The organism is Brevundimonas sp. AVps23W (assembly GCF_058681395.1).
Map to the genome: position 1 here is coordinate 2,434,333 of NZ_CM178738.1, position 18,742 is coordinate 2,453,074.

Genomic DNA, 18,742 nt, shown 5'->3' on the forward strand with positions numbered 1-18,742 from the left:
CTTGCACGGATTCTGTGACGGTGCGCCGACACACGCCATCGTTTTATTTTGGCGTCGCCGCACGGTTTGTTTAGGAGTTTCGGCCAGTGTCCATCGCCGAAAGGGGGCGCCGTGGACCGGGTACTTTATTGCATCTCGAACGACCACGACTGGCGGGTGTCCCTGCTGGCCGTCATCGTGTGCCTGGCAGGCATGGGGTCGACTTTTCGCTTTATCGACCGAGCCCGGATCACCGACGGCGCGCGCCGTCGGCGACTTGCGACCTCAGCGGCGCTGATCGCCGCCTTATCGATTTGGGCGACACACTTCATCGCCATGCAGGGCTATGCCGGGGTCGGGGACCTGACCTATGGCCTGTCCCAAACCCTGGCGTCCATCTTCGTGATCTTCGCCTCTGCCGGCCTGGCCCTTTTCGTCCTTGTCAGCGGCCCTGGCCGGACGCGCCGTGTACTGGCCGCTTTGATTTCCCTCTCCGGCGTCGCGGCGATGCACTATCTGGGCATGGCTGCGCTTCAGGCGCCGGTGCGCCTCACCTGGGACCCCGGCCTTGTCCTCACCTCGCTGATCGGCAGTATGGCCATCGCCGGAACGACTGCCTTCTTTTCTCATCGGGGCAGTCTCCGCCAACTGGCTGGGACAGCCGTGGGCGCGTCACTTTCTATCGTCTTCCTGCATTTCGTGGGCATGGCTGCGATCACCGTAACGCCGGACCCGAGTCTCGACCTACAGAGCGGCCTTTCGCCTGACGCCATGCGGACGGCCGTCTTCCTGGTCGCCTTGTCTGTCATAGGCGTCGGCGGCGGGCTGGTCTTCATGGCCTATATGGCGCGGGCCGGCGCGCTCGGACATATCCGTGAGGCGGTTGAGGCCATGTCGGATGGTCTGGGCTTCTATGACGCCGACGACCGCTTGGTGTTGTGGAACGCGCGCTACGCCGAGGTGAATCCAGAGCTCGCGCCCTTCCTGAAGGTCGGAATGACCTTCAGGGAGATCCTACAAATTGGCATCAACGAAGGCCGGTATGACGAGGCTATCGGTCGCGAGGAAGAGTGGATCGCCGAACGGATCCGCTTACGCCGCCAGGGCTCTTCGACCATAGAGCAGTTGGTCGGCGGCGACCAATGGCTGCAGGTCCAGGATCGCCGCACGCCCGGAGGCGGCACCGTCACGGTCTGCAACGACATCACGGCCCTGAAGCGCGACGCCCACGCCCTGCGCGAAGCACGCGACGCCGCAGAGGCCGCCAATATCGCCAAGAGCCAATTCCTCGCCAACATGAGCCATGAGATCCGGACGCCGCTGAACGGCGTGATCGGTTTGTCGCAAGCTCTGTCAAAGACCGAATTAAACCGCGATCAGCGCGAGATGCTGAACCTGATGCAGGCCTCGGGCCGGACGCTTCAGACCCTGCTCAGCGACATCCTTGATCTGGCTCGAGTCGAGTCGGGCAAGCTCGAACTGACCGAGGACGCCTTCGATCTGGAAGTCGCCGTCCGCGAGGCGGCGCAACTCTATGCCGAGAATGCGCGAGAGAAGCATCTGGGCTTCTACGTCGATATCGATGTCGAGGCTGGGCTCTGGATCAGAGGCGACGTGGTGCGCCTGAAGCAGATCTTGACCAATCTCATCTCCAACGCCGTGAAGTTCACGTCACAGGGTTTTGTGGGACTGACCGTCCAGCGCGGCCCCGCCGCAAACGGAGGCGACACCCTGAGGTTTACGGTCGAGGACACGGGCATAGGTTTCGACTCAGTGACCCGCGAACGCCTGTTCAGCCGATTCGAACAGGCCGACGGCGGCATCACACGCAAGTTCGGCGGCTCCGGCTTGGGTCTATCCATCTGTCGGCAACTGGCCGAGATGATGGGCGGCGACCTGGACTGCGAAAGCGAACCCGGCGGCGGATCGGCCTTCATGCTGACCCTTCCGATGGTCGTCTGTGACAGGCCGGTGCAAAGCGAGCCGAAAGCCGCGAACGGACCGAGCGAGGGTCGAGGCATGGTCCGGGTCCTGGTCGCCGACGACCATCCGACCAATCGCCGCGTCATCGAACTGATCCTCGCTCAGACCCCTACCGACATCTTCACGGTGGAGAACGGGGCCGAGGCCGTCGAGGCCTTCCGGACCCAGGACTTCGACCTGGTGCTGATGGACATGCAGATGCCGGTAATGGACGGGCTGACCGCGACGCGCGAGATTCGCCTGCACGAGGCGACAATGGGCGAGACGCGCGTGCCGATCGTGATGCTGACCGCCAACGCCATGCCCGAACACGTCGCGGCCGGACGAGCCGCAGGCGCCGATCATCATCTGGCCAAACCGTTCGACGCCGCCGAGTTGCTGACCATCGTCGCCGATCCCGGCGCCCTCCTGGGCGGAGCGGTCAAGGCGGCCTGATCTCGCACGGGATTTCGTCCATGGCGGTTGCACATCCGTCATGATGCGTGTAATAGCCCGCGCTCTTGAATTCGAGGGTTCATGACCCCCGCCGCGCGGGCCCAGGGTTGGCGCGGTGTTTCCGTTGTTGTTGAGGCGAGCCAGATGGCCGAGATCATTCTGAACGTGGACGTCCGCGATGGCGTCGGCACCGGTGGCGCCCGCGCCGCCCGTCGCGCCGGTTTCGTGCCGGGCGTCCTGTACGGCGGCGACAAGGCCCCCGTCTCCATTTCGGTGAACGAGAAGGACTTCCGCAAGTCGCTCTACACCGGCAAGCTGCTGGGCCACCTGGTCACGCTGAAGTACGGCGAAGAGACCCAGCCGGTCATCGCCAAGGACGTGCAGTTCGACCCCGTGTCGGACCGCCCCCTGCACTTCGACCTGATGCGCGTCGATGAGCACGCCCCGGTCAAGATCGAAGTGCCGGTTCACTTCAAGAACGCCGACGAAGCGCCGTTCGCCCGCCAAGGCGGCTCGCTGGAAGTCGTCCGCCACGCGGTCGAAATCCTGGTCAAGGCCGACAGCATTCCGGAAGAACTGGTCGTCGACCTGGCCAAGGCTCAGATGGGCGACACCATCCGCTTCTCGGACATCGAACTGCCCAAGGGCGTCGAGCCGACCATCACCGACCGCGACTTCGTGATCGCCACCGTCAAGGTCTCCTCCGCAGCCCTGTCGGCCGCCGCCGACGAAGCCGCCGCCGAGCCGACCGAAGCCTAAGCCTAAGCCTTCGTCGCATCGACAAGATCAGGCCCCGCCCGGCTCGCCGCGGCGGGGCTTTTCTTTGCGCGACACACACGGCATGAGGACGCCATGATCATCATCGCCGGCCTGGGCAATCCGGGCGCCAAATACGAGAAGAACCGCCACAACATCGGCTTCATGGCCGCCGATGAGATCGCGCGGCGCTGGCGGTTCGGTCCCGAACGGGCTAAGTTCCAGTCGATCGTCAGCGAGGGTCAGGTCGAGACGGCGAACGGGCCGGTCAAGGTCCTGCTGATGAAGCCTCAGACCTATATGAACGAGAGCGGCCGGGCGGTCGGCGAGGCCGCGCGCTTCTACAAGATCAAGCCGTCCGAGATCATCGTCTTCCACGATGAGATCGATCTGGCGCCCGGCCGGTTCCGCATGAAGACGGGCGGCGGCGCTGCGGGCCAGAACGGCGTCCGCTCGCTGATCAGCCATCTGGGCGCCGACTTCCGCCGCGCCCGCATGGGCATCGGCCATCCCGGCGAGAAGGAGCTGGTCATGCCCCATGTCCTGGGCGACTTCCACAAGGCCGAGCAGCCCTGGCTGGACGCCCTGCTCCAGGCCTGCGCCGACGCCCTGCCCTTCGCCGCCGCCGGCGACGACGAGCGCTATCAGGGCGAGGTCATGCGCCTGGCCCCAGCGCCCAAGTTCAGCCCCCGCCAGGCGGCGCGCGGCGAACTGTAGCCTGTACGCCCTTGGCGAAACGCCGTAGAGGCGAGACGTGAACCGTTCCGACGCCGACAATTGGTCGACATCGAAGTCGCTCGCCTTCCTGGCGGCGGTGTTCGCACTCGTGCTGGGAACCCTGCTGCCCTTCGCGGCCCTGGCGGCGGTGCAACCGGGACAGCCTCTGGTCATCTGTTCCGCCGAAGGCCCCCAGACCATCCAGTCCGGCGGGATGGACGGCCCGGTCAACAAGCATCTGGGCGCCAAATGCGCCGCCTGCGTCGTGCCCCTGGCCGCCGCCCTGCCCGCGCCGCCCGCGCCCGAACCCGCGCCGGTCATCCGCACGGTCGAGACCGTCATCTATTCGCCCGCCCGCGTCAGCCCGCCGCCGCCAGCCCGCGCCCCGCCGCGCCCGCCGTCCACCGCACCACCCCACGCCTGAACCAGACCCAAAGCCCGCGCCGGCCCACCGCCCGCGCGCCCTTATCGTTCTGACTTCAGGATCATCATGTCTCTCAAGACCACCGTGGCGCCCTGCGCCCTGCTGCTCGCCGCCCTGTCCAACGGCGGATGGGCGAGCCCCGCCCTGGCCCAACAGGCGTCCGAGCCCGCCGTCCTCGACACCGTCATCGTCACCGCCCGCCGCAACGCCGATGACCCCGCCGTCGTCGCCGAGGCGCGGGAACGTCTGGCCCGTACGCCCGGCGCGGTCGCCGTCGTCTCGGCCGAATCCTACGCCGATCGCTATGCGCCCAACCTCGCCGACGTCCTGCGCGACGCCCCCGGCGTCTATGCCCAAAAGAAGTGGGGCGGCGACATCCGTCTGTCGATCCGGGGCTCGGGAATCGGCAACTCCAGCCATAACCGTGGAACCCTGCTGGCCCAGGACGGCGTTCCCTTCAACGAGGCCGACGGCTTCGGCGACTTCCAGCTGATCGACCCGCTGATCGCCCGCTATACCGAGGTCTACAAGGGCGGCAACGCGCTTCGTTTCGGCGGCGCCCTGCTGGGCGGAGCGGTCAATCTGGTCACCCCGACCGGGCGCACGGCTGCGTCGAACCTGAGCCTGCGTCTGGACGGCGGCTCCTATGGCACGGTGCGCGCCCATGCCGAGGTCGCCGGCGTTCGCGGCGACTGGGACGGCTTCGCCGCCGTCACCGGCCAGAGCGTGGACGGCTGGCGTCAGCAGAGCGAGGGTAAGTCCCTGCACCTGTCCGCCAACATCGGCCGCAGCTTCGGTCAGGACCGCGAGGTTCGCCTGCTGATCTCGGGCGGCGACGTCCATCAGGAAATCCCCGGCAGCCTCAGCCGGTCCGACGCCCTGACCAAGCCCCAGACGGCGACGCCGAGCAACGTCACACTGAACTACCAGCGCAATATGCAATCGATCCGCACGACGGTGCAGACCCGCTGGCGGCTGGACGAGTCCACCGTGTTCGAAGGCGCCGTCTATGGAACCTGGAAGGATCTGGACCACCCCATCTTCCAGGTCATCGACCAGGAAAGCCGCAACTATGGCGCCTTCGGTCGGTTCGACTGGCAGGGTCAGGTCTTTGGCATGCGCGCCGACGCCTTCTATGGCGCCTGGTACCGTCAGGGCGACCTGGACGCCAAACAGTGGGGCAATCTGGCCGGCCAGCAGAACGGCCTGCGTTCCCGCAGCTTCCAGAACGGCAAGGGGCTGGACGTCTTCAGCGAAGGCCGGCTGTTCGTCACCGACCGCCTGGCCCTGGTCGCCGGGGGCACCTGGGGCCGCGCCGAACGCGACTATCAAAGCTATGTGGTCCCCGGCGTCGCCGGCACGATCGATCTGACCGTCGACAAGACCTTCGATTGGTTCGCGCCCCGCGCCGGCCTGTTGTGGGAAAGCGAGGAAGGCGATCAGGTCTTCGCCAATGTCACCCGCTCGGTCGAGCCGCCCAACTTCTCGGCCCTGTCGCCGACCGCCAGCGGCTATCTGCCCCTGGTCTCGCAGGAAGCCGTGACCTGGGAAGTCGGCACGCGCGGTCGTCGCGGCCCGGTGACCTGGGACGTCACCGCCTACCGCGCCAACCTGGACCACGAGTTGCTGAACTACGTCGTAAACGCCACCCAAGGCACCACCGCCACCTTCAATGCCGACCAGACCGTGCACCAGGGCATCGAGGCTGGACTCGACTGGCGGATCGCGCCTCAGTGGCGCCTACGTCAGACCTACGCCTTCTCGGACTTCTTCTTCGACGGAGACAGCAAGTACGGCGACAACGACCTGCCGGTCGTGCCGCCGCATCTGTATCGGGCCGAGCTGCGGTATGATCACCCGGCCGGCTGGTTCTTGGCGCCCAGCGTGGAGTGGTCGATGGCGGATTCCTGGGTTGATTACGCCAATACGCTGAAGTCGCCCGCCTATACGGTGGCGAACCTGAACATGGGCTGGACCGTGCGGCGCGGCCTGACGGTCTTCGCCGACGTGCGCAACCTGTTCGACGAAGCCTATATCTCGAACTTCAGCGCCGTGACCAACGCCAGTCTGCCCAGCATCTCCACTGCCGTCTTCTTCCCCGGCGAAGGCCGCTCGGCCTATGTCGGCGTGAGGATGAGCTACTGATGGCCGGTAAGGCCGCAACCCAGGCGCCGGACGATCTGTCCGGCGCCTACCGGGCCGTCTGGCGCTGGCATTTCTACGCCGGCGTCTTCGTCATGCCCGTGCTGATGCTGCTGGCCCTGACGGGCGGTCTGTATCTGTTCAAGGACGAGATCGACGGCGCCCTCTATCGCGACATGATCCGCGTGCCGGTGGCCCAAACCCAGACCGCGCCGGACACCTGGGTGGCGTCGGCGGCCCAGGCCGCCGGCGGCGGTCGGGTCGCCAATCTGGTCCTGCCCGCCCGGCCGGACCAGGCCGTCCGCCTGCGCGTGGATCGGCCCGACGGGGTGCAGAAGACGGTCTTCGTCGATCCGCGCACAGGCCGCGCGACCGGCGTCATTCCCGCCGGCGGCTTCATGGAACTGGTCAAGAAGACCCACAGCCTGACCCTGCTGGGCCGGCCGTTCAACATCCTGGTCGAGATCGTGGCGGGCTGGACCATCATCCTGTTCGCCACGGGCCTTTATCTGTGGTGGCCGCGTGGACGGGCCGTCGCGACCGTCTCGCTCCGGACGACCGACACCCGTAGTCGTCCCTTCTGGCGCGACCTGCACGCCCTGACCGGCGTCTATGTCGGCGGGGTCGTGCTGTTCCTGGCGGTCACCGGAATGCCCTGGTCGGCCTTCTGGGGCGACACGGTCATGGACGCGGTCAAGTCCAGCGGTCTGGGCCGCCCCCCGGCGCCCGTCGCGGGGGCCTGGCAGCGCGCCGAACACCATGACCAGCCCATCGGCGCCGGTTGGGCCATGGACGGAATGGTTATGACCCACGACCACGCGGGCCACGGCGCGCTGGATCGGGTGCTGAAGGCCGCCGACGACGCGGGCCTGGCCCGACCCTACGCCGTCAACATCCCCGCCGCCGGCGGCACGGCCTATACGATCACGACCCAGGCCCGCCGGGTTCAGGACAGCCGGTCCCTGTACATCGACGCCGCCTCGGGGCGCCTGCTGGCCGACCTCGGCTACGACCGGTTCGGCGCCGGCGCCAAGGCCATCGAATGGGGCATCTACACCCACCAAGGCACCCAGTTTGGACAGGTGAACCGCATCATCATGCTGCTGGGCTGTATCGGCGTCTGGCTGCTGGCGATCAGCGGCCTGATTATGTGGTGGAAGCGCCGCCCGCCGAACCTGTCGCGCCTGCGCCTGGGCGGCCCGCCCGCACCACCGGGACCGCGCGTCCGCGCCGCCGTCCTGGGCATCGTCCTGCCCCTCGCCCTCCTCTATCCCCTGACGGGCCTGAGCCTGGTCTTCGCCGTATTGCTCGATCGAGCCGTGCGGCCGATGATCCGGCGCCGTCCCGCCGTTTCCTGAAAGAACCGACGCCATGAAGACCCATCTGTCCCTCGCCGTCGCCGCCCTTGCACTGACGGCTTGCAACCCGCCGGCGGACAAACCGGCCCCTGCTGCTGACGCCACGGCGGCCGTGACCGCCGCCGACGCCTGGTGCCGCCCTTCGCCCAACGGCGCCAAGGCCGGGGGCTGCTACGTCACCCTGACCGCCGCGACCGACGACCGGCTGACCGGCGGTTCCAGCCCCCGCGCCGGCGAGCTTCAGGTCCATGAGATGAAGACCGAGAACGGCATGATGAAGATGGCCCAACTGACCGAGGGCCTGCCGCTTCCCGCCGGTCAGTCGGTCGCCCTGGCGCCCGGCGGCAATCACCTGATGCTGATCGGCCTGACCGCGCCCCTGGCGGCCGGCGAGACCGTGCCCATCACCCTGAAATTCGCCTCGGCGCCCGAGGTGACGGTGCAGGCGGCGGTGCGCCAGCCGGCCATGGCGGGCATGGACCACAGCGCCCACTGACGCCTTTTGAAGCGCGAGCCTGACAAACGGGTCGGAACCCGCTAAAGGCTCGCGCCTCACGAGGAATACCATGGCCCTGAAAGTCGCGATCGTCGGCCTGCCCAACGTCGGCAAGTCCACCCTGTTCAACGCCCTGACCAAGACGGCGGCGGCCCAGGCCGCCAACTATCCGTTCTGCACCATCGAGCCGAACACCGGCGACGTGGCGGTGCCGGAGCCGCGTCTGAACGCCCTGGCCGAGGTCGCCGGGTCCAAGGAAATCATCCCCGCCCGCATCACTTTCGTCGATGTCGCTGGCCTGGTGCGCGGCGCGTCCAAGGGCGAGGGCCTGGGCAACCAGTTCCTGGCCAATATCCGCGACTGCGACGCCGTGGCCTTCGTCGCCCGCTGCTTCGTCGATGACGACGTCACCCACGTCGAGAACCGCATTGATCCGATCGCCGATCTGGAGATCATCGAGACCGAGCTGATGCTGGCCGACATGGAAAGCCTGGAACGCCGCCGGCCCCAGCTGGAGAAGCGCGCCAAGGGCGGCGACAAGGACTCCGGCCTGACGCTGAAACTGGTCGATCTGGCCCTGGCCCAGTTGAACGCCGGCAAGCCTGCCCGCACCGCCGAAGTGTCCAAGGAAGACGCCAAGGCCTGGCACATGCTGCAACTGCTGACCGCCCTGCCCGCCCTGTACGTCGCCAACGTCGAGGAAGGCTCGGCCGACAAGGGCAATGAGCTGTCGGACAAGGTCGCCGCCCGCGCCGCCACGGACAACGCCAACTCGGTCGTCATCTCGGCCCAGATCGAGTCCGAGATCGCCGTCCTGGACGACGAGGAGCAGAAGGAGTTCCTCGAGACCCTGGGTCTGGAAGAGCCCGGCCTGAACCGCCTGATCCGCGAGGCCTACAAGCTGCTGGGGCTTCAGACCTATTTCACCGTCGGCCCCAAGGAAGCCCGCGCCTGGACCATCAACGTCGGCGACACCGCGCCCCAAGCGGCGGGCGTCATCCACACCGACTTCGAAAAGGGCTTCATCCGCGCCGAGACCATCGCCTTCGACGACTTCGTCGCCCTGCGCGGCGAGGCCAAGGCACGCGAGGCGGGCAAGCTGCGCGCCGAAGGCAAGACCTATGTCGTCAAGGACGGCGACGTGATGAACTTCCTGTTCAACTAGGGTCCGGCGAAGGGGTCTCCGCCCCTTCCGGCTTCATCATCTTCTCCAGCGGATTGGCCGGATCCGGCGCGCGCGGCGAGCCGGGGCAGCGCGCCAGTTTCACCGTCGTCATGTCCCGATCCAGATAGGTCAAGGTCATGACATCGCCGCTGGCGGCCATGTGCGCCCGCTCCGTGACGGTCTGGCCTTCGGCCTGACAGGTCAGGGTCGCCACATAGCCGTTCTGCATCTCGTCGATGCGGGCGATGTCGCAGCGGTTCTCATAGCCGTCGAACCGCAAGGGCGTGATGGTGATCGGCTGACGATCGCCCTGCGGACGCGCGCACCATTCTGGATCGACCGCCCATACCCCCACGAAGCTGCGCGGTCCCCGCGAGGCCAGGGACGACGGTCCAGGCGGCTCCACCGCCTGCATCGCCTCAGCGGTCCGCAACGGCGCGGCCGGTTGATCCGGTGGATTGACCTGATGGTCGCCACAGGCGCTCAGAACAAGGGCGGCGACGGCGAGCCCGGACAGCGAAGCGGATTTCATCGCCCTGGAACGCGGCGACCAAGGTCAAGGTTCAATCGCTCCCCCGCCCCCGTCGATGGAAGTCACTGCCGCCGTTCGGCCGCCGTCACGTTGCGAATGGCGTTGAACTCGGCCGTCGGCTTCCACGCGGGCCAGGTCTCGCTGTCGGCCACCGTCAGCCCCAGCCGATACAGCAGGTCCAGGTTCTGTAGCGCCGCCGTAAAGTCGTAGTCGGCCCGCCATTCGTCCGTCAGCTTGTGATAATAGCGGCCCATCTGGGCTTCATAATAGGGCGTGCCCGCCTCCATACCGCCCTCGACGAAATCGCGACCGCTCCACGGCATCAGGGCCGGCACCCCGCCCGCCGCAAAGTTGAAATGGTCCGAGCGGTAATAGAAGCCTTCTTGCGGATAGCCGTCGCCGGTCACAGCACGGCCCTGCACAACGGCGAACCGACCCAGGATATCCTCCAACTCCGACTTGCCGACGCCGAACACCGCCACGTCCCGCGTCGCGGGCGTGAAGGGCAGCATGTCGATATTGATGTCGGCAGCCGTCTTGGCCAACGGATAGATCGGATCGGCGGCATAGGCCTCTGAGCCCAACAGCCCTTGTTCCTCGGCCGTGACGTGTAGGAAGACCACGGTCCGTTCCGGCGCCGGGCCCGCCTTGAAGGCGCGCGCCATTTCGATCAGGGCCGACGTGCCGGAAGCATTGTCCCAGGCGCCGTTGAAGATGTCGTCGCCCTCGGCGTTCGGCTCCTTGGCCTTGCCGACGTGATCCCAGTGGGCGGAATAGACCACATACTCGTCAGGCCGGGTCGTACCCGGAATCTTCGCCAGCAGATTGTTCGAGGGGATGACCTCGGTCGTCTCGGCGATATCGACATCCAGCCGCGCGCCCAGATCCACCACTCCGCCCAAACCGCCGACCTTGGCGCGAGCCAGGGCCTCGGTCAGAACCTCGCCTCCGATCGCCGTTCCCGTCGCCGGGCTGATAGAGCCTGTGAACCGGGCGTCTTGGGCGCCCTTGACCGTCATCTGCGGCCGCGTCGCGCCGCCAACGGCGCGGCGCCAGCGGCCGTCGTTGTCCTGAAGGTTGATCACCCCGACCGCACCGCGCTTCAGCGCCTCCTGGGTCTTGTGCGTGCCCGAGCCATAGAAGTTCGGATCGGTCCCCATGGCGTCGGGCTGGGCGCGCAGGATCACCACCACCTTGCCCGTCAGATCGGCGTCGCCATAGTCGTCCCATCCCCGCTCTGGCGCCACGATCCCATAGCCGGCGAAGACCAGAGGTGCGCCGTCGATCTTGACCACCGGGTCGGCCGGTCCGGCGCGCAGGGTGATGTCCGCGCCCGACGTCAGGACATGGCTGACGCCGTCGGCGCCGGTCCAGGCGGCCGTCGGCGCGCGCTCAGGCGTAAACCGCACCAGATCGACCGGCTGAAGCCAGGAACCGTCCCGTCCGCCCGGCTCCAGTCCGATGGCCTCATACTGACGCTGCAAATAGGCCAGGGTCAGTTGCTCGCCGATCAAGCCCGGAAACCGTCCCTCCAACTCATCAGAGGCCAGGTATTTGATGTGGTCGGACAGGCGCTGGGCGCTGAACAGGGGCGTCGCCGCAGAAGCCGTAGCAAAGGCGTCCAACCGGGCGGGGGTCGTATCGACCGGGGCGCCGGCGCAGGCGGCCAGAGCCAGCGCCGCCAGGGCGATGAAGGGGGAACGGCGAAGGATCATGGGAAGGGCTCTAAGGAAAGGATAGAAGCCGCACCGGGCGCGTCGCCCGGTTTCGGCCTGTCGATCAAACTCAGCGGCGTTGAGCCGCCGTCGTGGCGCGGACCGGGGCGAACTCGGACCCCGTCTTCCACTCCGGCCAGTCGCGACCATTCGCCAGGGCGCGACCCACGTCATAGAAGACCGTCAGATCCTCGATCATGCCGCTATAGTCCCAATCCGCCGACCATTCGTCCGCCGCCTGGTGATAGCGTTTGGCGCCGTATTCGGCGCGCGCGGCCTGACGCTGGGCGACCGGCTCGTCACGGAAGTCCCCCCGGCTGCCCGCATAGGCCATCGGCACACCGCGCTTGGCCAGGGGGAAGTGGTCCGAACGATAATAGGTGCCGGCCGCGTTCTCGTAGTCCGGCGCCAGGGTGCGGCCCTGGGGCTGGATCGCCGCCGCCAGCCGCTCGTCGAAGTCGGACTGGCCGTAGCCCGTGACGCCCAGCTCGGCGACGCGGCCGTAGACGTTCATCGAATCCATGTTGAAGCCGCCCACCGTCTTGGCCAGCGGATAGACCGGGTTGACCGCGTAATATTCCGAACCCAGCAGTCCGCTTTCTTCGCCGGTGAAGCTGATCATCACCACCGACCGTTCGGTGCGGGGGCTGCGCCCATACATCCGCGCCAGTTCCAGCAGGCCGGCCGTGCCCGAGGCATTGTCGACGGCGCCGTTGAAGATCCGGTCGCCCGTCGCGTCCGGCTCGCCCATGCCGATGTGGTCCCAGTGTGCGGTGTACAGGACCGTCTCGTCCGGATGGGCCGTGCCCGGCAGGCGCGCGATGACATTGTGGCTGGTGACCTGGTTGGTCGCCACGTCGAACTCGGTCGAGAAGCCGGCGCCGGTCAGGGCCACGGGCTGGAAGTCGCGGCTGCGCGCCTGGACCTTCAGCGCCTCGAAATCCAGTCCCGCGCGGCGGAACAGGTCCACCGCCACATCGCGCTGGATCCAGCCCTCCATCGGCACGCGCTCGGCCGCCGCATTGGGCCGCAAAATGTCGAACTGCGGCACGCCCCACGAATTGGCCACCGTCGCCCAGCCGTACGAAGCCGGCGCCGTTTCATGGACGATCAGAACGCCCGCAGCGCCGTGCTTGGCCGCCTCCTCGTACTTGTAGGTCCAGCGACCGTAGTAGGTCATGGCCTTGCCGCCGAAGGTATTCAGCGCCGGCTCTTCAAAGTCGGCGTCATTGACCAGGACGACCAGGATCTTGCCCCGCAGGTCCTGGCCCTTGAAGTCGTTCCACTGGCGCTCGGGCGCATTGATGCCATAGCCGACGAAGACCAGGGGCGCGTCCTTCAGGCTGACGTGCTCGGCCGGACGGCGCGTGGAAATCGCCACTTCCCGCCCCTGGGTCATCGGCAGGTTCCAGTCCCCCAGTTTCAGCGAGGCCTGGACGTTGGACTGGACGAACCGGTTCAGGATGACGTCCTGGGTCCACTGGCCGTTTGGCCCGCCCGGCTCGAAACCGGCGGCGGCGTACTGCGCGCTCAGATACTGAACCACCTTGTCTTCGGCCCGGGTGGCGATGCCGCGCCCCTCGAATTCGTCGCTCGACAGGACGCGGATGTCCTCGGAAATCCGGGCGGCGTCAAAGGACGAGGCGACCTGATCCGGGGCGGCGGTGGCGCAGGCGGAAAGGGCGACGCCGACCATCAACACGGCGGCGAAAGACGAGACGATACGCATGAACACTTGGCCCCACAGCCGGAAATGAAGTCGCTGACCCTAGGGGGCGAAATCCACCGTGTCGATTCCATGTCACGCGCCATTTGTCGCAAAACAAAAGCCCGCCGAAGCGGGCTTCGGCGGGCGGATTGTCAGGTCATGTAAACCGGCGCCTAGTGGCCGACGCCCTTCCAGACGCGGCGATAGCTGGCGTAGGTGACGCCCGCAAAGATCAGCAGGAACAGGATCACCCCGAACCCGGCCTGCTTGCGTTCAACCATCTTCGGTTCAGACGTCCAGGCGATGAAGGCGGCCACATCCTTGGCGTACTGGTTCACCGTCTGGGGTGAACCGTCGTCATAGGTGACCTGGCCGTTCTGCAAGGGCGGCGGCATGGCGATGAAGCCCCCCTCCGGCACATGGTGCGGATCGCCCGTCCAGAAGGGCGTCAGGTCCCCGGCCATATAGGGGTTATAGTGCTGCCCCTCTCGGATGGTCAGACCCGCCGGCGCCGCGCGATAGCCCGACAGCAGCGAATAGATGTAGTTGGCGCCGTCGTGGCGCGCCTTGGCCATCACCGACAGATCGGGCGGCGCCGCTCCGCCGTTGCCCGCCGCCGCCGCCGTGGCGTTCGGATAGGGGCTGCGGAACTTGTCGGCCGGCGTAGCGTCGCGCTGGATCGCTTCCCCGGTCTCGCTGTCGATATCCGGGACCTGAACCTCGGCGGCCAGAGCCTTGACCACCGGATTGTCATTCGGGTTCGGGTATTTCGGATTCCAGAACGGCCCGTGGCGATCACCCAGATTGCGATAGTGCATCAGGTTCATGCTGTGGCAGGCCGCGCAGACCTCGTGATAGACCTTGTAGCCGCGCTGCAGTTGCCCCTGGTCATAGACCCCGAACGGACCTTCGAAGCTGAACCCGCCCGAACGGGGATGGGCCGCACCGCCGGCGGCCAGGGCCGGGGCTGCGGCCAGCAGGCCGAAAGCTACGGCCGCAGACGCGATGAGCCTGGACATTGAGGCGTTGATTTTCACGGTCATCATGGCCCTCACCCCTTCTTCTCAGGCGAGGCCGGAGCGAGCGCCGGCATCGCGTCCGCACCCGTCAGGACCGGCTCGGAAATGGTCGCCGGGATCGGCAGGGGCGTCTCCTTCCAACCGACGAACGGCATGATGAACACGAAGAAGACGAAGTAGTAGACCGTGAACAGCCGCGTCAGCCACAGATAGGAGTTGATGTTGCCGTCCCAGAAATTGAAGCCCGCAACACCCGGAATGACCGGGGCGTCCGGCAGCTGACCACCGCACCAGCCCAGGCCGACGCCGACCACCAGGAAGATGAAGAAGAAGGTCCGCATGGTCGGCCGATAGCGCATCGACCGCACCTTGGACGTATCCAGCCAGGGCAGGACGAACAGCACGCCGATGGCGCTGAACATCGCCACCACGCCGCCGAACTTGTCCGGGATGGCGCGCAGGATGGCGTAGAAGGGCAGCATGTACCACTCGGGCACGATGTGCGCCGGCGTCTGCAGCGGGTTGGCCGGAATATAGTTGTCGGCGTGACCCAGGGCGTTCGGCTGATAGAAGACGAAGATCGCGAACAGGATCATGAACAGGATGATCGCGAACCCGTCCTTCAGCGTGAAATAGGGGTGGAAGGGCAGCATGTCCTTCGCCGTCCGCTCCTTGGGGATCAGGATGCCGACGGGATTGTTCTGACCCGCCGTGTGCAGGGCCCACAGGTGCAGGACGACGCAGCCCAGTATGGCGAACGGCAGCAGATAGTGCAGCGAGAAGAACCGGTTCAGCGTGGCATTGTCGATCGCCGGACCGCCGCGCAGCCAGATCAGGATCGGCTCGCCGATGCCCGGAATAGCCCCGATCAGATTGGTGATCACTTCGGCGCCCCAGAACGACATCTGGCCCCAGGGCAGGACGTAACCCAGGAAGGCGGTGGCGATCATCAGGAAGAAGATCACGCAGCCGATGATCCAGATCATCTCGCGCGGCGCCTTGTACGAGCCGTAGTACAGCCCCCGCAGCATGTGCAGATAAACGGCGATGAAGAACATCGAGGCGCCGTTGGCGTGGACATAGCGGATCAGCCAGCCGCCGTTGACGTCACGCATGATCCGCTCGACCGAGGCGAAGGCCAGATCGACGTTCGGCGTATAGTGCATGGCCAGAACAATGCCGGTGACGATCTGCGTCACCAGGCACAGGGCCAGGATGGCGCCGAAGGTCCACCAGTAGTTCAGGTTTCTGGGTGTCGGCAGCGACATGTAGTCGGCGCCGAAGCGGATGATCGGCAGCCGGGTGTCCAGCCACTTTTCGACGCCCGTTTTCGGGACGTAGGTGGATTCGTGTTCGCTCATTTCCTCCCCCTTGCCCTCACCCGATCTTGACGCGAGTGTCGGACGCGAATTCGTAGTCCGGCACCACCAGGTTCAGAGGCGCGGGCCCCTTCCTGATCCGCCCGGATGCATCATAGTGCGAACCGTGGCAGGGACAGAACCAGCCGCCATAGTCACCGGCCCCGAAGGTCGGCACGCAGCCCAGGTGGGTGCAGGATCCGACCACGACCAGATATTTCTCGTGGCCCGGCTTGGTGCGCTCTGCATCGGTTTGGGGCTGTTTCAGACCCGGTGCATGGTCGTCGGCGATAACACGCTGCAATTCGGCCGGGGTGCGATACCGCACGAACACCGGCTTGCCCTGCCATTTGATGACGACCTGCTGGCCTTCCTGAACCTTGGTCAGATCGAATTCGATCGAAGCCAGTGCCAGGGTGTCGGCGGCGGGGTTCATCTGATTGATCAGCGGCCAGGCGATCATCGCCCCAGCGCCGACCGCAGCGGCGCCCGCTGCGATATGGATGAAGTCGCGGCGATTCGGATCGCCCTCGCCTTCCGGAATCACACCCGTCTCGGCCACGTTTCACCTCTCGAAGACCGCCGGGCGCGCCTGTATTGGCGTTCCTCTTTTGCGGCACGAACCCTAAAAACGAGACCCAGTATTCCCCTCGGCCTGTATTTGCAGTCCATGACCACAAGTCACTGACGTTTCTTGCGAAACGTTCGCAAATAAGACCGCGACAAATCCCCAGGCCGCGTATATCTAGGGCTTAGAATGCGTCTCGCCCTTTTTCAACCTGACATTCCTCAGAACGTCGGCGCCTGCATCCGGCTCTCCGCCTGTTTCGGTGTCGAACTGCACGTCGTGGAGCCTACAGGCTTCCGTTTCGACGACCGCGCCATGAAGCGGGCGGCCCTGGATTACGGCCCCCTGTCGCATATGCGCCGCCATGCGGACTGGGACGCGTTTCAACGCGACCGCCCCACTGGACGGCTGATTCTGTTCACCACACGAGGGGCCAAGCCCCTGCCCGATTTCGTCTTCCAAGCCGACGACACGCTTCTGTTCGGTAAGGAAACCTCCGGCGCGCCCGACTATGTCCACGCCGCCGTCGACGCCCGCGTGGTGATTCCGCTGCGCCCTGAAGCCCGTTCGCTGAACCTGTCCGTCACCGCGGGAATCGCCCTGTGGGAGGGGCTGCGGCAGACGGGCGGGGTCGGCTAGAGGGCGATCGTCCGCTGGATCCCTATGGCGTCCAGAAAGTCGGCGTCATGACTGACTACGACCAGGGCGCCGTCATAGGCTCGCAGCGCGCCTTCCACGGCGGCCACCGAGTCGAGGTCCAGATGATTGGTCGGCTCGTCCAGAATCAGCAGCTGCGCCGCCGCCCCGGTCATGACACAGGCCAGGGCCGCCCGCAGCCGCTCGCCGCCCGACAACTCGCCGACTTCCCGGTGCGCCGCCACGTTCCGAAACAGGAACCGCGCCAGCGCCGCCTGGGCGTCGTTGACCGAGCCCTCAGGATTGAGCCGTCGCCAGGCCTCGACCAGGGTTTCATCCGGTTTCAGAATCGCAGCCTCCTGATCCAGCAGCACCGCTCGGCCCGACCGTGCCACCCGCCCCCTCGTCGGTTCCAGCGCCCCATGGATCAGTCGCAGCAGGGTCGTCTTGCCGGCCCCGTTCGGCCCCGTGATCGCGACCCGTTCCGGCCCCGCCAGCCGCAGGCTGACCGGCCCCACCACAGCGCGCCCCTGCGGCGTCTCCCAAGTCGCATCGTCCAGCACCAACAAGGTCCGGCCTGACGCCAGGCCGCTCGATGGCATGGGAATCGACAGGGCGCGGGTGCGCTCCACCCGCTCGCGCGCCGTGGCCAGGGCCGCCTCCGCCTCTGCAGCTTGCCGCGCCGCCATCAGCCGGTCACCGGCGCCGCTGTTCTCGGCCCGCTCCGCTCTGGCGCCGATCAGGATCTTCGGCATGTCGCCCTTGGCGGCCTTGCGCCGTCCGGCTGCGTCGCGTCGCGCTTTCATCTCCGTGCGACGCTGGGCGTCCGCGCCCACGCGAGCGGCCATCCGTTCGGCGCCGGCCAGATCGCGTTCCGCCGCCGCGCGCTCGGTCGTCTTGCGCTCGGCGTAAAGGTCGTAGTTGCCGCCATGGACACTCACGCCCAGGCTGGAGACCTCGACGATCCGGTCCATGCGCCGGAGCAGATCACGGTCATGGCTAACCACCACCGCCCCGCCCTCCCAGCGGCTCAGCACCTCGGCGACCCGTCGCCGCGCCTCGACATCCAGATGGTTGGTCGGCTCGTCCAAAAGGATCAGGTCCGGCCGCGCCAGCAACAGGCCGGCGAGCCGCAGTCGGGTCCGTTCGCCGCCACTCAGGCTGATCGTGGCCCGGTCCATGGACAAAGCCGCCAATCCGACCTCGGCCAGGACCTCGGCGATCCGCAGCTCCAACGTCCAGTCGGCGGCCGCCAAATCTTCGGCGTCGCCCCCGCCGCCCAGAATCCGCGCGATCACCGCCAGGGCTTCGCCGACACCCAGCGTCTCGGCGACCGTCTCTTCGGGCGCCGGATCATGGCGCTGATCCAGCATGCCGATCGTCCCGACGCGCGTCACCGCGCCCTCGGCCGGCGACAGGTCGCCCGAGATCAAACGCAGCAGCGTACTCTTGCCCGCCCCGTTGCGACCGACGACGCCGGTGCGCTCCGGCCCGAACGTAAGGCTCAGATTATCGAAAAGCGTAACGCCGGCGGGCGTTCTAGCGGCGACCTTGTCGAGGGTCGCGAGCGCGGATGGGGACGCGCTTCGGCTTGGGCTGATTGGCATGGAGGATCACGAGCAGCATGGCGGACAGGGCGGAACCGGTGGCCAATGCGATGATCATGATCGTCAAACCTTCTGCAAACGCGTCAGAACAAGGAGGATGGGTCGTAATCCTGCAATGCGCAAGTCTGGCGTCGAACACGCCCG

The 18,742-nt window shown here is 66.7% G+C and carries 16 protein-coding genes; 9 read left to right on the forward strand and 7 right to left on the reverse strand.

Annotation, left to right across the window (positions count from 1 at the left end; genetic code table 11):
* Window positions 1–111: 111 nt before the first annotated feature.
* The 8 genes from ACW177_RS11830 to ychF all read left to right on the forward strand — a co-directional run bounded on the left by ACW177_RS11830 (window position 112) and on the right by ychF (window position 9,455).
* Window positions 112–2,397 carry an ATP-binding protein gene (locus tag ACW177_RS11830; protein WP_492025891.1) on the forward strand — a complete coding sequence of 762 codons (2,286 nt, stop codon included), beginning with the start codon at window positions 112–114 and terminating at the stop codon, window positions 2,395–2,397.
* Between the two features lie 144 nt (window positions 2,398–2,541).
* Complete coding sequence (locus tag ACW177_RS11835; protein WP_492025892.1) at window positions 2,542–3,156, forward strand: 50S ribosomal protein L25/general stress protein Ctc; 615 nt, start codon at window positions 2,542–2,544, stop codon at window positions 3,154–3,156.
* A 93-nt stretch (window positions 3,157–3,249) separates the two neighbouring features.
* Entirely contained in the window at window positions 3,250–3,870 is a 621-nt protein-coding gene (gene pth, locus ACW177_RS11840) for an aminoacyl-tRNA hydrolase (RefSeq protein ID WP_492025893.1), read from the forward strand.
* Window positions 3,871–3,907: 37 nt separating this feature from the next.
* The gene (locus ACW177_RS11845; protein WP_492025894.1) at window positions 3,908–4,294 is read left to right on the forward strand and encodes a DUF2946 family protein; all 387 of its coding nucleotides are present in this window, start codon (window positions 3,908–3,910) and stop codon (window positions 4,292–4,294) included.
* Window positions 4,295–4,360: 66 nt separating this feature from the next.
* Window positions 4,361–6,439 (forward strand): TonB-dependent receptor family protein, encoded by a 2,079-nt coding sequence (locus tag ACW177_RS11850; RefSeq protein WP_492025895.1) that lies wholly within the window; start codon window positions 4,361–4,363, stop codon window positions 6,437–6,439.
* Window positions 6,439–7,794 (forward strand): PepSY-associated TM helix domain-containing protein, encoded by a 1,356-nt coding sequence (locus tag ACW177_RS11855; protein WP_492025896.1) that lies wholly within the window; start codon window positions 6,439–6,441, stop codon window positions 7,792–7,794. The genes ACW177_RS11850 and ACW177_RS11855 overlap by 1 nt, the downstream gene beginning before the upstream one ends.
* A 13-nt stretch (window positions 7,795–7,807) precedes the next feature.
* Window positions 7,808–8,290: a copper chaperone PCu(A)C gene (locus tag ACW177_RS11860; RefSeq protein ID WP_492025897.1), complete on the forward strand. Its 483-nt coding sequence runs from the start codon at window positions 7,808–7,810 to the stop codon at window positions 8,288–8,290.
* A 70-nt stretch (window positions 8,291–8,360) separates the two neighbouring features.
* Window positions 8,361–9,455, forward strand: coding sequence for a redox-regulated ATPase YchF (ychF, locus tag ACW177_RS11865; protein WP_492025898.1), 1,095 nt, complete (start codon window positions 8,361–8,363; stop codon window positions 9,453–9,455).
* Here the strand turns inward: ychF and ACW177_RS11870 are convergent.
* The 6 genes from ACW177_RS11870 to petA form a co-directional block, all read right to left on the reverse strand.
* The gene (locus ACW177_RS11870) at window positions 9,448–9,987 is read right to left on the reverse strand and encodes a hypothetical protein (protein WP_492025899.1); all 540 of its coding nucleotides are present in this window, start codon (window positions 9,985–9,987) and stop codon (window positions 9,448–9,450) included. The genes ychF and ACW177_RS11870 overlap by 8 nt on opposite strands.
* A gap of 62 nt (window positions 9,988–10,049) precedes the next feature.
* The gene (locus ACW177_RS11875; protein ID WP_492025900.1) at window positions 10,050–11,702 is read right to left on the reverse strand and encodes a M28 family peptidase; all 1,653 of its coding nucleotides are present in this window, start codon (window positions 11,700–11,702) and stop codon (window positions 10,050–10,052) included.
* A gap of 70 nt (window positions 11,703–11,772) precedes the next feature.
* Entirely contained in the window at window positions 11,773–13,431 is a 1,659-nt protein-coding gene (locus ACW177_RS11880; RefSeq protein ID WP_492025901.1) for a M28 family metallopeptidase, read from the reverse strand.
* Window positions 13,432–13,583: 152 nt separating this feature from the next.
* The gene (locus tag ACW177_RS11885; RefSeq protein ID WP_492025902.1) at window positions 13,584–14,456 is read right to left on the reverse strand and encodes a cytochrome c1; all 873 of its coding nucleotides are present in this window, start codon (window positions 14,454–14,456) and stop codon (window positions 13,584–13,586) included.
* A gap of 5 nt (window positions 14,457–14,461) precedes the next feature.
* A complete protein-coding gene (locus tag ACW177_RS11890) occupies window positions 14,462–15,790 on the reverse strand; it encodes a cytochrome b (RefSeq protein WP_492025903.1) in 1,329 nt (442 codons plus the stop codon).
* Window positions 15,791–15,806: 16 nt separating this feature from the next.
* Window positions 15,807–16,349, reverse strand: a complete 543-nt coding sequence (gene petA / locus ACW177_RS11895; RefSeq protein ID WP_267515909.1) for a ubiquinol-cytochrome c reductase iron-sulfur subunit — start codon at window positions 16,347–16,349, stop codon at window positions 15,807–15,809.
* A gap of 195 nt (window positions 16,350–16,544) precedes the next feature.
* Here petA and ACW177_RS11900 point away from each other — a divergent pair, with 195 nt between their 5' ends.
* Window positions 16,545–16,994: a tRNA (cytidine(34)-2'-O)-methyltransferase gene (locus ACW177_RS11900; RefSeq protein WP_492025904.1), complete on the forward strand. Its 450-nt coding sequence runs from the start codon at window positions 16,545–16,547 to the stop codon at window positions 16,992–16,994.
* Here the strand turns inward: ACW177_RS11900 and ACW177_RS11905 are convergent.
* Window positions 16,991–18,598, reverse strand: coding sequence for an ABC-F family ATP-binding cassette domain-containing protein (locus ACW177_RS11905; RefSeq protein ID WP_492025905.1), 1,608 nt, complete (start codon window positions 18,596–18,598; stop codon window positions 16,991–16,993). The two genes, ACW177_RS11900 and ACW177_RS11905, sit on opposite strands and share 4 nt — an antisense overlap.
* Window positions 18,599–18,742: the final 144 nt, after the last annotated feature.

What these genes read in the sequence shown, in the direction of transcription:
- ACW177_RS11835 (WP_492025892.1), top strand. Translation starts at nt 2,542, where the DNA reads ATGGCCGAGATCATTCTGAACGTGGACGTCCGCGATGGCGTCGGCACC.
- pth (WP_492025893.1), top strand. Translation starts at nt 3,250, where the DNA reads ATGATCATCATCGCCGGCCTGGGCAATCCGGGCGCCAAATACGAGAAG.
- ACW177_RS11850 (WP_492025895.1), top strand. Translation starts at nt 4,361, where the DNA reads ATGTCTCTCAAGACCACCGTGGCGCCCTGCGCCCTGCTGCTCGCCGCC.
- ACW177_RS11855 (WP_492025896.1), top strand. Translation starts at nt 6,439, where the DNA reads ATGGCCGGTAAGGCCGCAACCCAGGCGCCGGACGATCTGTCCGGCGCC.
- ACW177_RS11860 (WP_492025897.1), top strand. Translation starts at nt 7,808, where the DNA reads ATGAAGACCCATCTGTCCCTCGCCGTCGCCGCCCTTGCACTGACGGCT.
- ychF (WP_492025898.1), top strand. Translation starts at nt 8,361, where the DNA reads ATGGCCCTGAAAGTCGCGATCGTCGGCCTGCCCAACGTCGGCAAGTCC.
- ACW177_RS11870 (WP_492025899.1), bottom strand. Translation starts at nt 9,987, where the DNA reads ATGAAATCCGCTTCGCTGTCCGGGCTCGCCGTCGCCGCCCTTGTTCTG.
- ACW177_RS11875 (WP_492025900.1), bottom strand. Translation starts at nt 11,702, where the DNA reads ATGATCCTTCGCCGTTCCCCCTTCATCGCCCTGGCGGCGCTGGCTCTG.
- ACW177_RS11880 (WP_492025901.1), bottom strand. Translation starts at nt 13,431, where the DNA reads ATGCGTATCGTCTCGTCTTTCGCCGCCGTGTTGATGGTCGGCGTCGCC.
- ACW177_RS11885 (WP_492025902.1), bottom strand. Translation starts at nt 14,456, where the DNA reads ATGATGACCGTGAAAATCAACGCCTCAATGTCCAGGCTCATCGCGTCT.
- ACW177_RS11890 (WP_492025903.1), bottom strand. Translation starts at nt 15,790, where the DNA reads ATGAGCGAACACGAATCCACCTACGTCCCGAAAACGGGCGTCGAAAAG.
- ACW177_RS11900 (WP_492025904.1), top strand. Translation starts at nt 16,545, where the DNA reads ATGCGTCTCGCCCTTTTTCAACCTGACATTCCTCAGAACGTCGGCGCC.
- ACW177_RS11905 (WP_492025905.1), bottom strand. Translation starts at nt 18,598, where the DNA reads ATGCCAATCAGCCCAAGCCGAAGCGCGTCCCCATCCGCGCTCGCGACC.